Source organism: Burkholderia sp. AU27893, assembly GCF_002223205.1.
Classification (GTDB): domain Bacteria; phylum Pseudomonadota; class Gammaproteobacteria; order Burkholderiales; family Burkholderiaceae; genus Burkholderia.
Genome location: NZ_NKFD01000006.1, coordinates 101,607 through 118,734, shown reverse-complemented (window position 1 = coordinate 118,734; position 17,128 = coordinate 101,607). Strand labels below are relative to the sequence as shown.

13 protein-coding genes and 2 pseudogenes are annotated in these 17,128 nt (G+C 65.6%); 10 read left to right on the top strand and 5 right to left on the bottom strand.

What is annotated here, in order from left to right; all coding sequences use genetic code 11:
• The first annotated feature begins 69 nt into the window (after positions 1–69).
• The 5 genes from CFB47_RS38095 (at position 70) to CFB47_RS38075 (ending at position 8,318) form a co-directional block, all read left to right on the top strand.
• Positions 70–1,377 (top strand): TolC family protein, encoded by a 1,308-nt coding sequence (locus CFB47_RS38095; protein WP_039349349.1) that lies wholly within the window; start codon positions 70–72, stop codon positions 1,375–1,377.
• Positions 1,378–1,403: 26 nt separating this feature from the next.
• Positions 1,404–2,873, top strand: a complete 1,470-nt coding sequence (locus tag CFB47_RS38090; RefSeq protein WP_039349346.1) for an efflux RND transporter periplasmic adaptor subunit — start codon at positions 1,404–1,406, stop codon at positions 2,871–2,873.
• A gap of 128 nt (positions 2,874–3,001) precedes the next feature.
• A complete protein-coding gene (locus CFB47_RS38085; RefSeq protein WP_027809992.1) occupies positions 3,002–6,214 on the top strand; it encodes an efflux RND transporter permease subunit in 3,213 nt (1,070 codons plus the stop codon).
• A complete protein-coding gene (gene irlR / locus CFB47_RS38080; protein ID WP_006490455.1) occupies positions 6,214–6,897 on the top strand; it encodes a heavy metal response regulator transcription factor IrlR in 684 nt (227 codons plus the stop codon). Before CFB47_RS38085 ends, irlR begins: the two co-directional genes overlap by 1 nt.
• Complete coding sequence (locus CFB47_RS38075; protein WP_027809993.1) at positions 6,894–8,318, top strand: heavy metal sensor histidine kinase; 1,425 nt, start codon at positions 6,894–6,896, stop codon at positions 8,316–8,318. The genes irlR and CFB47_RS38075 overlap by 4 nt, the downstream gene beginning before the upstream one ends.
• 82 nt (positions 8,319–8,400) lie before the next feature.
• Here CFB47_RS38075 and CFB47_RS38070 read toward each other — a convergent pair whose 3' ends face one another.
• Positions 8,401–8,685, bottom strand: a complete 285-nt coding sequence (locus tag CFB47_RS38070; protein WP_027809994.1) for a DUF4148 domain-containing protein — start codon at positions 8,683–8,685, stop codon at positions 8,401–8,403.
• Between the two features lie 146 nt (positions 8,686–8,831).
• Here CFB47_RS38070 and CFB47_RS41960 point away from each other — a divergent pair, with 146 nt between their 5' ends.
• Positions 8,832–9,227, top strand: a complete 396-nt coding sequence (locus CFB47_RS41960; protein ID WP_223274451.1) for a hypothetical protein — start codon at positions 8,832–8,834, stop codon at positions 9,225–9,227.
• A gap of 205 nt (positions 9,228–9,432) precedes the next feature.
• On the opposite strand, the gene CFB47_RS38060 is transcribed toward CFB47_RS41960, so the two are convergent.
• Entirely contained in the window at positions 9,433–10,593 is a 1,161-nt protein-coding gene (locus tag CFB47_RS38060) for a porin (protein ID WP_027809996.1), read from the bottom strand.
• Positions 10,594–10,908: 315 nt separating this feature from the next.
• On the opposite strand from CFB47_RS38060, the gene CFB47_RS38055 reads away from it, so the two are divergent.
• Positions 10,909–11,184 (top strand): DUF4148 domain-containing protein, encoded by a 276-nt coding sequence (locus CFB47_RS38055; protein ID WP_027809997.1) that lies wholly within the window; start codon positions 10,909–10,911, stop codon positions 11,182–11,184.
• A 64-nt stretch (positions 11,185–11,248) separates the two neighbouring features.
• Positions 11,249–11,752 (top strand): hypothetical protein, encoded by a 504-nt coding sequence (locus CFB47_RS38050; RefSeq protein WP_027809998.1) that lies wholly within the window; start codon positions 11,249–11,251, stop codon positions 11,750–11,752.
• Between the two features lie 22 nt (positions 11,753–11,774).
• Here CFB47_RS38050 and CFB47_RS38045 read toward each other — a convergent pair whose 3' ends face one another.
• Positions 11,775–12,500, bottom strand: coding sequence for a ZIP family metal transporter (locus tag CFB47_RS38045; protein WP_027809999.1), 726 nt, complete (start codon positions 12,498–12,500; stop codon positions 11,775–11,777).
• Positions 12,501–12,661: 161 nt separating this feature from the next.
• A pseudogene (locus tag CFB47_RS38040) lies at positions 12,662–12,959 on the bottom strand (PLP-dependent transferase); the annotation flags it as partial.
• A 75-nt stretch (positions 12,960–13,034) separates the two neighbouring features.
• Between CFB47_RS38040 and CFB47_RS38035 the strand changes: the two are divergent.
• A complete protein-coding gene (locus CFB47_RS38035; protein WP_027810000.1) occupies positions 13,035–14,705 on the top strand; it encodes a phage integrase family protein in 1,671 nt (556 codons plus the stop codon).
• 399 nt (positions 14,706–15,104) lie between these two features.
• Positions 15,105–15,811 (top strand): annotated as a pseudogene (locus CFB47_RS38030) (IS5/IS1182 family transposase); the annotation flags it as partial.
• A gap of 151 nt (positions 15,812–15,962) precedes the next feature.
• On the opposite strand, the gene CFB47_RS38025 reads toward CFB47_RS38030, so the two are convergent.
• Positions 15,963–17,111 carry a porin gene (locus CFB47_RS38025; protein ID WP_027810002.1) on the bottom strand — a complete coding sequence of 383 codons (1,149 nt, stop codon included), beginning with the start codon at positions 17,109–17,111 and terminating at the stop codon, positions 15,963–15,965.
• Between the last annotated feature and the right edge of the window lie 17 nt (positions 17,112–17,128).

The window sequence follows — 17,128 nt, the reverse complement described above, 5'->3', positions numbered from 1 at the left end:
TCTTCGCCTCATGTTCGCACTGCGGCCGGTCCGTAGCATCGGTCGCAAACCGTTACCGCAGAACTGAACATGTTCAAGCTCAACCTCGCCGTGGCCATCGTTTTCGCGATGGCCGCGACGGCTCATGCGCAGCCATCGCTGTCGCCGGGGCCGGCCCCGGCTGCCGCCGCCGCGCCGATCGGCGCACCGCCGTCCGACGCACTTCCTGCATCGTCATTGACGCTTGCCGACGCGCTCGCGGTCGCCGCCCGAAACAACCCGGCGCTGCGCGGCGCGCGCGCGGATGTCGATGCATCGGCCGGCGCGCTGATGCAGGCAGGCGCGCGCCCGAATCCCGAAGTGTCGTTTCTGCAGGAAGGCTTCAGCCGCGCGGAACGCACGTCGACCGCGCTGATCAACCAGACGATCGAACTGGGCGGCAAGCGTCGCGCGCGGCTCGACGTCGCGTCGTATGGCCGCGAATCGGCCAGCGCATCGCTCGACGAGCAGGGCGCCGTCGTGCGCGCCGACGTGATCGCAGCCTTCTACGGGCTGCTCGCCGCGCAGCGCCAGCTTCAGGTGACCGAGGAGTCGGCCGCGATCGCCGCGCGCTCCGCGGATCTGGCAGCCCGTCGCGCGCAGGCCGGCAAGGTGTCGCCGGTCGAGGCGACCAAGGCCCAGGTGGCGGCGGCCGGCGTGCAGATCGAAGTCGTGACCGCGCGTGGCCGTGTCGACGTTGCGCGCGAGAAGCTGAACGCGGTGATGGGCGAAGCGCGCAACGACCCGCTTGCGGTGCTCGGCGACCTCGAAGCCGTACCGTCGGTCGAGCCGCTGTCCGCGCTGACTGCGCGGCTCGATGATGCGCCGCTCGCGCGAATCGCGCGTGCCGAAATGCTGCGCTCGAACGCGGCCGTGTCGTTGGAGCGCGCGCGCCGCATCCCGGACGTGACGGTCAGCGCCGGCGTGAAGCGCGTGACCACGGGCGGCGTGCCCGACAACCAGGCGGTGGTCGGTGTGTCGATCCCGATTCCGCTGTTCAACACGAACAAGGGCGCGCTGCTCGAGGCGACGCACAAGGCCGAGCGCGCGAACGCCGATCTCGACCGCGAACGCACGCGGCTGCGGCTTGAACTGACGCAGGCATACGCCAATTTCGAGGCCGCCGAGCAGGAAGCGCAGCGGCTGAAGTCCGACATCCTGCCGGCCGCGCGCGTCGCGCTGGACGCGATGTCGCGCGGCTACGAACTCGGGAAGTTCAGCTTCCTCGACGTGCTCGACGCGCAGCGCACGCTGTTCCAGGGGCAGTCGCAATACGTCCGTGCGCTTGCCGACGCGCATACGGCCCGTGCCGATATCGGCCGGCTCGTCGGCACGCCGCTCGCGGCCGGCGCGCAATGAGCGCCCCTCTTAACTGAAGGATCATCATGTCACGCAGCAGAATCTTCATCATTGCGGCGGCCGTGCTCGGCGGCGCAGGAATCGTGATCGGCGCGCTCGCCGTCACGCGGGGCGGGAGCGGCGCATCGGCGCCGACGACCGCCGAATCCGCCCAGCCGGCCGAGGGCGCCGGCGCGCACGGCGGCGTCGTGCTGAAGCGCGGCAAGCTGTCCGTCGAGATCGTGATGACGGAAAAGCCCGGCGATGCGCGGCTCGTCGTCTATCCGTTCGTCGACGGCAAGCCCGCGACCAACGGCGTGACCGTGTCCGGCACGCTGGTGCGGTACGACCGCACGCACGAGCCGTTGCGGTTCGACGCGGCCGGCCAGAAGTTCGTGTCCGCACAGTCGGTCGCGAAGCCGCACGTATTCGATGCGACGATCGACGTGAAGGCCGGCAACGACGCCGCATCGTTCCCGTTCGCGCGCGCCGACGGCGCGGTCGCGCTGACCGACGCGCAACTGGCGACGTCGAAGATCGCGCTCGCGAAGGCCGGCCCCGCGCAGATTGCGACGCCGTTCCAGTTGCCGGGCGAGATCAAGTTCAACGAGGATCGCACCGCGCACGTGGTGCCGCGCGTGGCCGGCATCGTCGAACAGGTATCGGTGTCGCTCGGGCAGAACGTCGCGAAAGGGCAGGTGCTCGCCGTGATCGCGAGCACCGATCTGGCGGACCGCCGCAGCGAACTGCTGACGGCCGAGCGCCGGTTGTCGGGTGCGCGCGCAACCTACGAGCGCGAACGCACGCTGTGGCAGGAGCGCATCTCGGCCGAACAGGATTATCAGCAGGCGCAGGTGCAGTTGCGCGAGGCCGAGATCGCCGTGCAGAACGCGCGACAGAAGCTCGCCGCGCTGAACGCGCCGGCGGGCGCGGGCGCGCTGAACCGTTATGAACTGCGTGCGCCGTTCGCCGGCACGATCGTCGAGAAGCATGCGACGCCCGGCGAGGCGATCGCCGCCGATGCGAGCATGTTCGTGATCTCCGACCTGTCGACCGTGTGGGCCGAGATGGCCGTGCCGGCGCAGCGGCTGAACGACGTGCGCGTGGGCCGCGATGCGACCGTCAGCGCGACCGCGTTCGAATCGCGTTCGAGCGGCCCGATCGCGTACGTCGGTTCGCTGCTCGGCGAACAGACGCGTACCGCGCCGGCGCGCGTCGTGCTGCCGAACCCCGACGGCGTGTGGCGCCCGGGGATGTTCGTGAACGTGTCGGTCGACGCGGGCCGGCAGGGCGTGCCGCTCGCGGTCGCGAGCGACGCGCTGCAGGACGTCGACGGCGCGCCGTCGGTGTTCGTGCGTTCGCCGAAGGGTTTCGTCGCACAGGCCGTCGAAACGGGGCGGCGCGACGAACGCGCGACCGAAGTGCTGAAGGGGCTTAAGCCGGGCCAGGAATACGCGGCGACGAACAGCTTCGTGCTGAAGGCCGAACTCGGCAAGGGGAGCGCGGAACATGAATGAGCAGCAATACGCGTGCGCCGTGGCGCGACTGGCAGCCCGTTATGCGGCGCGCCTTCCGATCCGCCGGGTGACCGGCCGCGCGGCGCGCCCGGTACGGGCGACCGTACCCCGTTTCAAGGAATCCCGACATGTTTGAGCGCCTGATCCGCTTTGCGATTGCGCACCGCTGGCTCGTGATGCTCGCGATCGCGGCCGTGGCCGCGCTGGGCGTGTTCAGCTACCAGCGGCTGCCGATCGACGCGGTGCCCGACATCACGAACGTGCAGGTGCAGATCAACACGTCCGCGCCCGGCTACTCGCCGCTCGAGGCCGAGCAGCGCATCACCTATCCGGTCGAGACCGCGATGGCCGGGCTGCCGGGGCTGGAACAAACGCGTTCGATCTCGCGCTACGGGCTGTCGCAGGTCACCGTGATCTTCAAGGACGGCACCGACATCTACTTCGCGCGTCAGCTCGTCAACGAGCGCATCCAGGAAGCGAAGGACAAGCTGCCGGCCGGCGTCGCGCCCGCGATGGGCCCGACGTCGACGGGCCTCGGCGAGATCTACCTGTGGACTGTCGAAGCCGACGCCAATGCGCGCAAGCCCGACGGCACGCGCTACACGGCGGCCGACCTGCGCGAGCTGCAGGACTGGGTCGTGCGGCCGCAACTGCGCAACGTGCGCGGCGTGACCGAGGTCAACTCGATCGGCGGCTACGTGAAGGAGTATCGCGTCGCGCCGAATCCGGCGAAGCTGATGTCGTACGGGCTGACGCTCGCTGACGTCGTGCGGGCGCTCGAGCGCAACAACGACAACGTCGGCGCCGGCTACATCGAAAAGCGCGGCGAGCAGTATCTCGTGCGCGTGCCGGGCCAGGCGCGCACTGTCGACGACATCGCGAACATCGTGCTGACCAACGTCGGCGGCGTGCCGGTGCGGATGAAGGACGTCGGCGTGGTCGACGTCGGCCGCGAACTGCGCACCGGCGCCGCGACGTCGAACGGCGAGGAAGTCGTGCTCGGCACGGTGTTCATGTTGATGGGCGAGAACAGCCGGACGGTGTCGAAGGCCGTCGCCGCGAAGATGGAGGACGTGAACCGCACGCTGCCGGCCGGCGTGAAGGCGATTCCGGTGTACGACCGCACGGTGCTCGTCGAGAAGGCCGTCGCGACCGTGAAGAAGAACCTGCTCGAGGGCGCGGTGCTCGTGATCGCCGTGCTGTTCCTGTTCCTCGGCAACATCCGCGCGGCGCTGATCACCGCGCTCGTGATTCCGCTGTCGATGCTGATGACCTTCACGGGGATGGTCAACGCGAAGGTGAGCGCGAACCTGATGAGCCTCGGCGCGCTCGACTTCGGGATCATCGTCGACGGCGCGGTGGTGATCGTCGAGAACTGCGTGCGGCGGCTCGCGCATGCGCAGGCGGCGGCCGGGCGGCCGCTCACGCGCGACGAGCGTTTCGCCGAAGTGTTCGGCGCATCGCAGGAGGCGCGCCGCGCGCTGATCTTCGGGCAACTGATCATCATGGTCGTGTACCTGCCGATCTTTGCGCTGACCGGCGTCGAGGGCAAGATGTTCCACCCGATGGCGATCACGGTCGTGATGGCGCTCGCTGCCGCGATGGTGCTCACCGTCACGTTCATTCCGGCGGCCGTCGCGCTATTCATCGGCGAGCGGGTCGAGGAGAAGGAGAACCGGCTGATGCGCTGGGCGCGGCGTGCGTACGAACCGGTGCTCGCCGCGTTCATGACGCGCCCGGCACGCGTGATGATCGGGGCGGGCGCGATCGTGCTCGCCACGCTCGGACTCGCCACGCGGCTCGGCAGCGAGTTCATCCCGAGCCTCAACGAAGGCGACCTGGCCGTTGCCGCATTGCGAATTCCCGGCACGAGCCTGTCGCAGTCGGTCGAGATGCAGAAGTCGATCGAGAAGACGCTGAAGGCGCGCTTCCCCGAGATCGAGCGCGTGTTCGCGCGCACCGGCACGGCCGAGATCGCGGCCGACCCGATGCCGCCGAACCTGTCGGACGGCTACATCATGCTGAAGCCGGCCGACACGTGGCCCGACCCGAAGAAGCCGCGCGAGCAGCTCGTGAGCGAGATCGAGGAAGCGCTCGCCGAGCTGCCGGGTAACGCCTACGAGTTCTCGCAGCCGATCCAGCTGCGCTTCAACGAACTGATCTCGGGCGTGCGCAGCGACGTCGCCGTGAAGATCTTCGGCGACGACATGGCCGTGCTGAACCAGACCGGCGAACAGATCGCGGCCGCGTTGCGGAAGGTGCCGGGTGCGTCGGAGGTGAAGGTCGAGCAGACCACGGGCCTGCCGGTGCTGACCGTCAACCTCGACCGCGACAAGCTCGCGCGCTACGGCGTGAGCGTCGCCGACCTGCAGGATTCGGTGGCCGCGGCCGTCGGCGGGCAGAAGGCCGGTACGCTGTTCCAGGGCGATCGCCGCTTCGACATCGTCGTGCGGTTGCCCGACGAGCTGCGCACCGACATCGAGGCGATCAAGCGGCTGCCGATCGCGCTGCCCGCGCCGACGGCCGGCGCCGGCGCACCGCTCGCGGCGGCGCCGTACGTGCCGCTCGCGGAGCTCGCGACGATCGACGTGGCGCCCGGCCCGAACCAGATCAGCCGCGAGGACGGCAAGCGGCGAGTGGTCGTCAGCGCGAACGTGCGCGGGCGCGACGTCGGCTCGTTCGTCGCCGATGCGCGCGAGCAGTTGCAGCAGGACGTGCGCGTGCCGGCCGGCTACTGGGTGTCGTGGGGCGGGCAGTTCGAGCAGTTGCAAAGCGCGAGCGAGCGCCTGAAGCTCGTCGTGCCGCTCGCGCTGTTCATGGTGTTCGTGCTGCTGTTCGTGATGTTCAACAACGTGAAGGACGGCTTGCTCGTATTCACTGGCATTCCGTTCGCGCTGAGCGGCGGGGTCGTGTCGCTGTGGCTGCGCGGGATTCCGCTGTCGATCACGGCGGCGGTCGGCTTCATCGCGTTGTCCGGCGTGGCCGTGCTCAACGGTCTCGTGATGATCTCGTTCATCCGCAACCTGCGCGACGAAGGGGAGCCGCTCGACGCCGCGGTGCGCGACGGCGCGCTCACGCGGCTGCGGCCCGTGCTGATGACCGCGCTGGTCGCGTCGCTCGGCTTCCTGCCGATGGCGTTCGCGACCGGCACCGGCGCCGAGGTGCAGCGCCCGCTCGCGACGGTCGTGATCGGCGGTATCCTGTCGTCCACCGCGCTGACGCTGCTGGTGCTGCCGGTGCTGTACCGTGTCAGCCACGCGGTGTCGTGGCGCGCGGCGTTGCGCGGCGGGTTCGGCGCGGGCATGATGCGCCGGCTGCGTTTCTTCAAGGGTAATGCGTGATGCGAATTCTGATTGTCGAGGATGAACCGAAGACGGGCGCGTATCTGCGCAAGGGGTTGACCGAGGCCGGCTACGTCGTCGACTGGGTCGAGGACGGCATCACGGGCCAGCATCAGGCCGAAACGGAGGAGTACGACCTGCTCGTACTCGACGTGATGCTGCCGGGGCAGGACGGCTGGACGCTGCTGCAGAACCTGCGGCGCAGCAAGTCGACGCCCGTGCTATTCCTGACTGCGCGCGACGACGTCGGCGATCGCGTGAAGGGCCTCGAACTCGGCGCCGACGACTATCTCGCGAAGCCGTTCGACTTCGTCGAACTCACCGCGCGCATCAAGTCGATCCTGCGGCGCGGCCAGCCGCGCGATTCGAACACGCTGCGCGTGGCCGATCTCGAACTCGACCTGACGCGCCGCAAGGCCACGCGGCAGGGCGACACGATCCTGCTGACCGCGAAGGAATTCGCGCTGCTGTGGCTGCTGATGCGCCGCGAGGGCGAGATCCTGCCGCGCGCGACGATCGCATCGCAGGTGTGGGACATGAACTTCAACAGCGACACGAACGTCGTCGATTCGGCGATCCGGCGGCTGCGCTCGAAGATCGACGACGCATACGAACCGAAGCTGATCCACACCGTGCGCGGGATGGGCTACGTGCTCGAAGCGCGCGGCGGCGCGGCCGCATGATCGCGCGCCTGCTGCCGCGCACGCTGCGCGGACGCCTGACCGCGCTGATCGTCCTGTCGACGTCGGTGATCCTCGCGTCGAGCGGCGTCGCGCTTTACGAAGCGCTGAGCAACCGCGTCGAAACGACGTCGGCCGAGCAGATGGCCGGCATTTCCGCCGCATTGGGCACGCATCTGGCCGAAGCGCGCACGACGGCCGACGTCGCGCGCAACAGCGATATCTGGATCGACCAGTTGCACGGTCACCCGAACATGGACCTCGCGATCTTCGATGCCGCCGGGACGCGCATCGTCGGCACACCCGGCTTCCGTCCGTATGCGCCGCTGCTGTCGATGAACACAGGGCGCGTCCCCGTCGGCGTCGCGCCGCCGGGCGCACGGCACCAGTACCTGCTGACGGCCGTGCCGCTCGCCGGCGCGGGTGCGCCCGTGATGCGCGTCGCCGTGCAGTACGATCGCAGCGCCGACGTGCTGCTGTTGCGCACGCATGCTTATACGATCGTCGTGATCGAGGTGTTCGGCGTGGTGCTCGCGGCCGCGATCGCGTACGGCATCGCCGCGCTCGGGCTGAGCCCGCTGCGGCGGTTCGCCGCGCGTGCCGAGCAGATGTCGACGAGCCAGCTCGCGCATCCGCTGCCGGAACTCGATACGTCGGGCGAGCTGAAGGAGCTCGAGCATGCGTTCAACGGGATGCTCGAACGGCTGAACGAATCGTTCACGCGGCTGAGCCAGTTCTCGTCGAATCTCGCGCACGACATGCGCACGCCGCTCACGAACCTGCAGGCGGCCGCGCAGGTCGTGCTGTCGCAACCGCGCAGCGCGGACGAATACCGGAGCGTGATCGAGTCGAGCATCGACGAATACCAGCGGTTGTCGCGGATGATCGAGGACATGCTGTTTCTCGCGCGTTCGGAACAGGCCGGCACGTCGATCAGCGTGCGGCGGCTGAATGCGGCCGAGGAAGCGGAGCGGGTGGCCGGATACTACGAGCCGCTGGCGGAAGATGAAGGCGTGACCGTGAAGGTCGACGGCCACGCGTGGGTCGACGCGGATCTGACGCTGTACCAGCGCGCGTTGAGCAATCTGCTGTCGAATGCGCTGACCTATGCGCCGCGCGGCAGCGTCGTGACGATCGATTGCGTCGAGCAGGGTGGTGCGACGACGATCGCCGTGTCCGATACGGGGCCCGGCATTGCCGCCGAGCATGTCGGGCGGATTTTCGAGCGCTTCTATCGCGTCGATCCGTCGCGGCACAATTCGGCATCGGGCACGGGGCTCGGCCTCGCGATCGTCCGGTCGATCATGGACAACCACGGCGGCGAATGTGGCGTCGACAGCGAGCCGGGCCGCCGCACGACCTTCTGGCTGCGCTTTCCGCGACGGCCGGCCAAGTCGAAGCGGACGCCGGCCGCTAGCGCATAGCGGCGCCAGTACGTGGGGCCGCGCGTGGGTCCCAGAGCGCTAGCGCCTGCCACGTTACCCTCGATCAGTCCTTAGCGAGATATTACCGCTGGGCCAGATTATCGTGCTGGTCGGCCTGCGGGGCTTTCTCACCCGCATGCACTGAGATTCCGTGCAGTTCCTTGTTGCGCGAGACCATGTCCTTTGTCGGCGGGTATTGCGTCTTGCCCACCGGTACGACGCCTTCATGTTGCGCCTGCTTCAGCTCCTCTATGACCTGTGCGCGGGTCTTGCCTTGCGCCTGCGTCTGTGCGTGAGCAGCTTGCACGGCCATGCCGAGCGACATCGTGGCGGTGAGGAACAGAGTAGCCAATTTTGCGGTCTTCATTGTGAATACTCCTTGATTTGAACGAGGCCGCCGGGTGGCGAACCATGAGCCCAGTATGCAAAGACGGCCGTGCGCTACCGTGATCGAAAGATGAAAAATGCGTCAGATTCGGGGGCGTCACGGCAATTGCGGCATATGCGTGCGGCATGACGAAATTGTCATGTTCGCATCATGAATGCGATGCGCGGAAGGCGGAACATCGAGTCAGCCGCCTGCCGATGGCGTGGACGGCATTCGCGCCGTTCGCAAGCAGCAGGATCGAAAGCGGGCGGTCCTGCCTCGATTTCATTACAGGTCGAAAATTGCATCGTCCCGCCATTCGCCTCGCCTTGATCGCAGTCCTGATCGTCTCGCTGTTCGCGGGCTGCGCGTCGACACGTTCCGGCACCACGGCCACCGCCCCTGCCGCCGCGCGCAAGCCCGCGCCGGTCGACCTGACGGCTGGCGAGCAGGTCGACTATGCCGGGCATCGCTGCGGCAATCCGAACCTGTATGTGAAAACGCATCCATGCCTATTCCCGCAGCGCAATTCCGTGCGGTGATCGTCGGACACGCGTAAAGAGAAAATGGCCCGGCACTCGACGAGTCCGGGCCTAACGCGGGATCGTGCCATACGACATCGACCCGCTGCGTGGGTGTGAACGAGCGTGGCCCGTCACCGTTCCGATCGTAGCGGCGCGACGCATCGTGGACCTGATCCGAACATGAAATTTCCGTTACGAGGCGCGCATGGTTGGCCGCCGCGATTCAGAACCGGTGACGCAACCCGAGATTGACGATGCCCTGCGTGCGCGTGCCGCCATAGCCGTACGAGCCGATCGACGCCTGCGCCGTTTGGGTGCCGCCGTCGACCGTGCGCTGTTCCCCGTTCGCACGTTGCCAGGCACCGACCGCGTAGAGATCGGTGCGCTTCGATAGCACGTAGTCGGCGCCGGCCGATACCTGATGGTAGGTCGCGCTCGTATCTCCACGGGCCTTCGTGTAGCTGTAGCCGACGCCGACGAGCAGGTTGGCCGTTGCCTGGTAGTTGAAGAACCCGCGTGCGGTGTCGTATTTCTGCGTGCTTCGGAATACCGACATCGCATCAGCCTTGTACAGCGCATTGCTGTAGTCGACACCGACCGCGAAGGGCGCGAAGTTGTAGCGCAGCGCGCCGCGCGCGATGCCGATCGATTTCGCCGAGATGTAGCCGCCGTTGACCAGCGACCCATCGAACGTGCCGTCGGAAGTGCCGTTCCAGCCGGTGCGGATGCCGTTGGCGAGCGACGAACGGTTGGCCGCGTAGTAGTAGCCGCCCGCGACATCGACCGGGCCGTTGCTGTATGAAAGGCCGGCCGACCAAGTTTGCCCGGCACCGCTCTTGCCAGCCACGCCGCCGAGCGCATACATGCCGACGAATTGGAATCCGCCGATCGTCGGCGACGTGTACTTCACCGCGTTGTCGGTTCGCGACGACGTGTCGTAGTTATCGACGTCGCCGGGTGTTGCATACACGCTGCCGAAATAGAAGTCGCCGGTCACGGGCCACGCGACATCGGCAAGCGCGTCGTACTGGCGGCCGAGCGTCAGGGTGCCCCAGCGCGAGCTTTCCAGTCCGACGAACGCCTGCCGGCCGAACATCCGGCTGCCTTGCCCGAGCGCGCCGGTGTTCGGGTTGAAGCCGTTTTCCAGCGTGAAGATCGCCTTCAGCCCGCCGCCGAGATCCTCCGCGCCTTTCACGCCGAAGCGGTTGCCGAGCAGATTGCCGTTGCCGAGACCGACGAGATTCTTGCCGTCCGCACTGGCGTTCCATACATAGGTGAGCGACGTATCGAACAGGCCGTAGAGCGTGACTTCCGTCGCATGGGCCACTTGGGCTGTCGTCAGCAGCGCCGCCGACATCGTCACAAGCCGAACTGGTGTTTTCATGGTGTGTCCCTGAAGTTCAAGATGGTCGTTCCGTGCATCGTTCGACCCCGGTGCCGAGCTTTGCGGCGGCGGGCCGGAATATCGCGATCGCGCTGGCGATTCTGGAAAGCGTTCGAATCGTGGAGGTGAGGGACAAATGAGAAAAATGTCATCGCCGCCTCATGAGCGTCGAAACATGCGACGAATTTCATTCGCAGTGCAATGCAGGAGATGCCGGAACGGTGACGAAACCGTCATGCGGCGATCACGTTTCCGCACCGCCACCGGATCAAAGTGAAGGCTCGAGTCACGGATTTCCAGCAAGGAGCGAACGCCTTGAACATGCCGCGACCGATGATAGTCATCGCCGCTGCCGCGTTATCGATTGCGGCCTTTTCGCGAGCAGCGGCCGAGCAGCAGAAGACCCGGCAAGAAGTCCGCCAGGAACCGGTGCGCGCGCGCCACGATGGCGTGATCCCAAGCCCGAAACAAGATTACCCGGCGAGCCCGGCCACCGTCGCGCGCAACCAGGAAATCCATCGTGCAACGCTGCATCGCGGCGAGGCGGCGCCGATGGTCGATGCGCACGACAACCGCTTTCCGGTTCGCTGATCGTTCGTTCGCGGCCGACCGCCGCGGTGCCGGCCACCGCACCCCATAAGAAGAGGAGCGCGTCATGCGCAATATCGCGAAAGGAATCGTGCTTGTGGCATGTCTGATGTCGACGGCCGCGATGGCGGCCGGCTGGCCGGAGCGTGCGCTGTCGCATGCGTCGGCACACGACGTCGACCAGCGAGCTAACGAGCGGATGCGTTGCGAATTCGCGGCCGTGCCGGTCGGTGCGTGGACCGCGACGTTCATGCGCGGGCAATGCGAAGTCGACAACGGTCGGCTGACGTTCGTTCCTGCCGATGTCGGCGACGAGTCGACCGCCGCGGCGAAATGGATCGTGCTCGGCGACGTTCGCACCGCGTCGCATCAGTCACGCAAGCTGAAGGAACAGCTGCAGCTGACCACGCGCGACGAAGTGATCGCGCTGAACGTGCTGACCGACGACGGCAGTCGCAAGTCGCGCGAGCATGCGATCGATCTGTGGACTGCGCTGCGCAACGAGGGTGTCACGCCGGTCAACGGCACGCGGATCGTCGATACCTATCCGACCGGCGCGACGACCTGGTAGCCGTCGCGCCGTCGCGTGCGGCTCATCCGGCTTTCACCGATCCTTCGATCAGGAGGAACACGATGAAGCCGATGAAGAACGAAGCCGTCGCGAACGGTGTTTCGGGCACTTCGTGGGCTTCGACCAGCAGTTCCTCGGTGACGAGGTACAACAGCGCGACCGTGCCCAGTCCCAGCAGCGCCGCATAGATATTCGCCGGCAGCCCGGCGAACGCCACATTGCCGGCAACGGCCGCGACGCTCAACAGCGCCGCGAGCGCGACCGGCACGACGATCGACAGCAAGCGCCCGATGTCGGCCGCGGCCAGCGCCGCGCTGACCGACAGCGCGAGGAACAGCACCTCGAGCGTCAGCGCGACGGTCAGGATGATGCCGCTTTCGTCGCTTGCGGAAAAAGCGATGCCGAGCACCAGGCCGTCGACGACGAGGTCGATCGCGGTGACGATGATCAGGCTGACCGGCAACCGCGCTGCCTCGAAGCGCGTCTCGATCGCGCCCGACAGCGCGTGGATCGCCAGCATCAGCGCAAGGCCGAGCACGAAGCCGACGACGACCGGAAACAGCGCATGCTCGCGGTCCTGTGGCAGCAGTTCGAGCGCTGCGGCCGCGAACACGATGCCGCCGGTGAAATGCTGAATCACGCTTGACGTTTTTGGCCCAGGCGCGCGCCACGCGGCCGCGAGGGCGCCGAAAAAGGCCGCCAGGATGGGCGGTAACGTGAGCAACGCAAGCTTCGCGGTCGATGTCATGAGGCCTCTCAGCGGTTGGTGTGCCGCAGCGGGAGCTGCGTTGCACAATCGTACGCGCCGGGTGTCGCCTCGGCACGAACCGGGGATTGAATAGCTTGAAGCCGCTTCAGGGTCAAGCGGTTTGATGCGGTCGCACCGGCAAGCCGGCGCGACCGCTCTGGTCAAACCCGCGCGAGGAATTGGTCGAGATCCGAGCAGGTCGTCGATATGCTCGATGCCGTTCGATAGCCGCACAGCTTCTTCTTTCACGCCGGCGTCCGCGAGTTCGGCCGGCGACAGCCCGCGGTGCGCGATCGAGGTTGGAAGCATCGCGAGCGACTTCTATCGTCGATGTTGATGAGCTGCGTGAACGGATTCAGCACGTCGTGGAACTTCGCACTGCCGTCGCGGCCGCCTTTCATGCCGAGTGTCAGACTGCCCCGGCGCGCGGCACAGCAGGTAGATGAATTTCAATTGATGAACTATCCAATATCAGATTTGGGCCGATAATTAACATTATCTGTCCAGCGACATTTTTGACTTAAACTGGCGTGCATGAAAACGCGTGAGACCGAACCCATCGCCTTTCCTGACGATGCCGAACTGGCCGCGCTGCGTGCCTGGTACGCCGGGCTCGGCGCTCGAGCGGCAGTCGCCCGCTATCTGGGCGACCGCAAGGCGCCAGGGGCCTCCGCGCGAGGCGTACTCGGCCGCATCCGGCGCGCGCTGGTCGCGTTCGCGACGAGCCGTCACCGGGTCGATCTGGCGGAAGCCTTCGGCGAGCGGTCCGCCGCGTCGGCCGACACCGTTGCGCGCGCGATCGAGACGTTGCGCAGCCTGCCAGCACCCGTGCCGCACATCGCCGACGAGATTGACCAATGGTTGCCGCCGCGCGCGGTGGCCGCGCTGCGGGCGCATGGCATCCGGACGCTGGCCGAGCTGACCGTGCGGATTCCGCGCCGGCGCCGCTGGTGGATCGCGATTGCAGGTCTCGGCGTCGCCAGTGCGCGCCGAGTGGAGGCGTTCTTTGCTGCCCATCCGGCGCTGACCGAACGGGCGCGGGCGCTGATCGTCGCGGCACCGGCCGGGGACATCGTGCCGTGGGAGCAGTTGCGTGTGCCGCACGAAGTCGACGGCTCGCACGGACAGTTCCGCGCACCGCGGGCCGCCTGCCTGCTCAATGCATCCAACGACTACGAGGCAGTCCAGTCCTGGCTGTCGCTACACGAATCGGCCGCCACCCAGCGCGCTTACCGCAAGGAAGCGGAGCGGCTGATCTTGTGGGCGATTGTCGAGCGCGGCCGCGCGCTGTCGTCGCTCACCACCGACGACGCGATTGCGTACCGGGCATTCCTGCGCCGCCCGACACCGCGCGAACGGTGGGTCGGGCCGTCGCGGCCGCGGCACAGTGTCGAATGGCGACCGTTCACCGGCGCGCTCGCGCCCCGATCAGCGGCATACGCCCTGAACGTGCTGTCGGCGCTGTTTCGATGGCTGATCGAGCAGCGCTACGTGCTCGCGAATCCGTTTGCGGGAGTGAAGGTCAAGAACCATGCGCCGCGCGCCGGATTGGACGTGTCGCGCGGCTTCTCCGAGGGCGAGTGGTTGCTGATCCGCACGCTGGCCGACGGCCTGGAATGGTCGTATGGCTGGAGTGTGCCGGCCGCTCAGCGCTTGCGGTTCCTGCTGGACTTCGGCTACGCAACCGGCTTGCGCGCGAGCGAACTGGTCGGCGCGACGCTCGCCGACATTCGCCGGGACGAACACGGCGATCACTGGCTGCACGTGCTCGGTAAGGGCGGAAGACGTGGGAAGGTGACGTTGCCGGCGCTGGCCCGGACGGCGCTCGACCAGTATCTCGTGCAGCGGAGCCTGCCGGTCACGCCCGCGCGCTGGAGCCCGGCGACGCCGCTCGTCGCGAGTCTCGACGAGGACGGCGCACGCATCGAAAGCACGCGGCTTTGGCGGGTGTTGAGACGGTTCTTCGTGCTGGTCGCCGATGCGATCCAGGACGAGCGGCCCGCGACCGCGGAGAAGTTGCGCCGCGCGAGCCCGCATTGGATGCGCCACACGCACGCGTCACACGCGCTGGCGCGGGGCGCCGAGCTGATCATGGTGCGCGACAATCTACGCCACGCGTCGATCTCGACAACGTCGACCTATCTGCACAGCGATGAAGTGCAGCGGGCTCGGCAGTTCGATCAGGCTTTTGCTCCGCGGAAATGAGCGGCGAGCCACAGAGAGCCGCGTTAAAGCGCCAGATTTTGCACCTGAAGGGCGCAATTCCGCGAAATCGATGGTTTCATAAGCTTATGATTTTTAGGTGAATTTTTAGATAAACCGCCAGATTTTGCACGAAAAGGACGATTGCCCCTAATCGAGCGTGCAGGTTTCGGTATCGAGCGGATCGGTACCGGATATGCGCCAGGACCTCGATGCTTTACTTACCTTTACGAAGGCATCGCACGGAAGCCCTAAGAACAGGTAATCAGGACCGATCGAACATCGGCGTGATATCGGCGCCGGGCACCGTAGGTATCCGCCATCCATTGACCGCGAAACACCACCTTCCAAACTGATCACGTTCGCCGAAACGGCTGATCATCGTCACCGAAATCCGCAATGTACTTGCAGACGAAGCCGCCGATCGATCCGTCGGGCTTGAAGCGCTGGCGCAAGCGGCTGGGCGAAGCCGGCGTCGAAGAACTGCTGGCCGAGACGATCGGAGTAGCCAAACGGGCCCAAGTCGTCAAGAGCTCGAGTCCGAAGTGCGTGATCGTCGACACGACAGTGATGGAGAAGGCGATCGCGCATACCCCCGGAAGTTGAGTGCTTGGCGAAGGGCAAGGCACGCAAACCGTATGAGTTCGGCGTGAAGGTGTCGATCACGACCACGCACAAGGAAGGTTTGGTGGTGGGCGCGCTCGATGCCAGGTAACCCGTGCGACGGACATACGCTGGCCGAAGCACTGGAACAGGCGGCAATCCTGAGCGACGTCCAACCGGAGATCGCCGTCGCCGTCCGAGGCTACAAGGGAGTCGCCATTGACGGCGTGAAGATCTATCACCCGGGTTTGCGACGAGGCATCACGCGCGGCCTGCGGGCGATGATCCGGCGCCGAAGCGCGATTGAGCCAGCCATCGGGCCCATGAAGGCCGACGGCAAGCTCGATCGAAACTAGCTCAAAGGCGCGCTTGGCGACGCGATTCACGCAGTGCTGTGCCGTGTCTGCCACAATCTGCGGATGATACTGCGCAAGCTGCGGCTATTTTACGCCCCGATTCTCCCCGCTTTGCTCAATTTCAACACTGCTACGCTGTCGCCGGCGTGAGCCTATCTGCGCGACAATACGATTTGTTCAGGGCCGACCACTTAGTCGACAGTGCGCGGCGGATTCTCAGATGCATCATGCACTGGGAATCCGGTCGCGCTTTTAGGCGGGCTGTGCTCGACTCAATATTGAAATGTCCGGCCCAGACCAATCAAAACACGTGCCGCATCGCAACGCGAGTAAGGACTTGATTTGCCGTCGAGGAAGAAGACGCTGCCCCCGTGATATAGGCAGTATTCAGCGGAGCGATGCTATCGGTGCCACCGGACAGATGTTGATACATGCCCTGGACATACAAGTCAGTTCGCTTGGAAAGCTGGTAGTCCACCATCAGGCCGACCTGCTGCCATTTCGGGGATACATTTCCAGCGGTGCTGTTAAAACGTCCGCGAGTATAGTTGTACATTCCTCCGATATATGCATTTTTCGTGAATTGATATTTCGCATTGATCTCAAAATTATCAAATTTCAGCGAATTTGCCAAGTTATCGAAGTTTCCGACATAAACCGAACTCGACGTGTTTTTGAGGTCCGTATGTGAATAGACGAAGCCGATCATCGCGTCGTTCGTAATTTGATAATTGATGCCGGCACCCCAGACACGTTGGCGACCGGCGACGAACGAGGTGTCGTCCGTTGCGAGTGATCCAATCGACGTGCCGCCGGGGTTGTTGATCTGCATGTATGCTGCGGCGATTGAAAGCGGGCCGCCTACATACTGGGCACCGACGCTGTATGCGCGATTGTTGGCAAAACCAGAGGCTTGGTTACTGAACCCGTACAGCCCCCCAAACGAGAAGCCGCCATACGTGTTGCTTGCAAATTTTACCGAATTGTTCAGCCGGAATGAATTGTCGGTGTTGTCGTTATCGAATGGATGGGAAAGGAGATAGCCACCCCAGTTCCCGTTTGCCGTCAGCGGCGCCAAGTAGTCCACTACCGAATCGTATTGACGGCCAAACGTCAATGTCCCCAAGCGATCACTCTGCAAGCCGACGTACGCCTGTCTGCCGAACATCCGTTTCCCTTGGCCTGCAGCGCCAGAGTTGACGTCGAAACCATTTTCCAGTTGGAAGACCGCTTTTGTGCCGCCGCCGAGATCTTCGACTCCTTTGAGGCCCCAACGGCTGCCTTGAGCGAACCCGCTCTGCATCTCGAAGTTGCTGTGACCGCCTACATTGTTCGTGTAGTTGATCCCCTCGTCGATCAAACCGTACAGCGTGACGCTGGACTGCGCGTGCGAAATGTACGGAATAGCCAGTATGCCAATGGCAAGGCTCGACTGGATTACTTTATTCATGCATCCCCCTTTTTCTT

Excerpts from the sequence above, each read along its gene's own strand:
- CFB47_RS38075 (WP_027809993.1), top strand. The coding sequence starts at position 6,894 with ATGATCGCGCGCCTGCTGCCGCGCACGCTGCGCGGACGCCTGACCGCG.
- CFB47_RS38070 (WP_027809994.1), bottom strand. The coding sequence starts at position 8,685 with ATGAAGACCGCAAAATTGGCTACTCTGTTCCTCACCGCCACGATGTCG.
- CFB47_RS38050 (WP_027809998.1), top strand. The coding sequence starts at position 11,249 with ATGCGCAATATCGCGAAAGGAATCGTGCTTGTGGCATGTCTGATGTCG.
- CFB47_RS38025 (WP_027810002.1), bottom strand. The coding sequence starts at position 17,111 with ATGAATAAAGTAATCCAGTCGAGCCTTGCCATTGGCATACTGGCTATT.
- CFB47_RS38090 (WP_039349346.1), top strand. The coding sequence starts at position 1,404 with ATGTCACGCAGCAGAATCTTCATCATTGCGGCGGCCGTGCTCGGCGGC.
- CFB47_RS38060 (WP_027809996.1), bottom strand. The coding sequence starts at position 10,593 with ATGAAAACACCAGTTCGGCTTGTGACGATGTCGGCGGCGCTGCTGACG.
- CFB47_RS38035 (WP_027810000.1), top strand. The coding sequence starts at position 13,035 with ATGAAAACGCGTGAGACCGAACCCATCGCCTTTCCTGACGATGCCGAA.
- CFB47_RS38085 (WP_027809992.1), top strand. The coding sequence starts at position 3,002 with ATGTTTGAGCGCCTGATCCGCTTTGCGATTGCGCACCGCTGGCTCGTG.
- CFB47_RS38045 (WP_027809999.1), bottom strand. The coding sequence starts at position 12,500 with ATGACATCGACCGCGAAGCTTGCGTTGCTCACGTTACCGCCCATCCTG.
- CFB47_RS41960 (WP_223274451.1), top strand. The coding sequence starts at position 8,832 with ATGACGAAATTGTCATGTTCGCATCATGAATGCGATGCGCGGAAGGCG.
- CFB47_RS38095 (WP_039349349.1), top strand. The coding sequence starts at position 70 with ATGTTCAAGCTCAACCTCGCCGTGGCCATCGTTTTCGCGATGGCCGCG.
- irlR (WP_006490455.1), top strand. The coding sequence starts at position 6,214 with ATGCGAATTCTGATTGTCGAGGATGAACCGAAGACGGGCGCGTATCTG.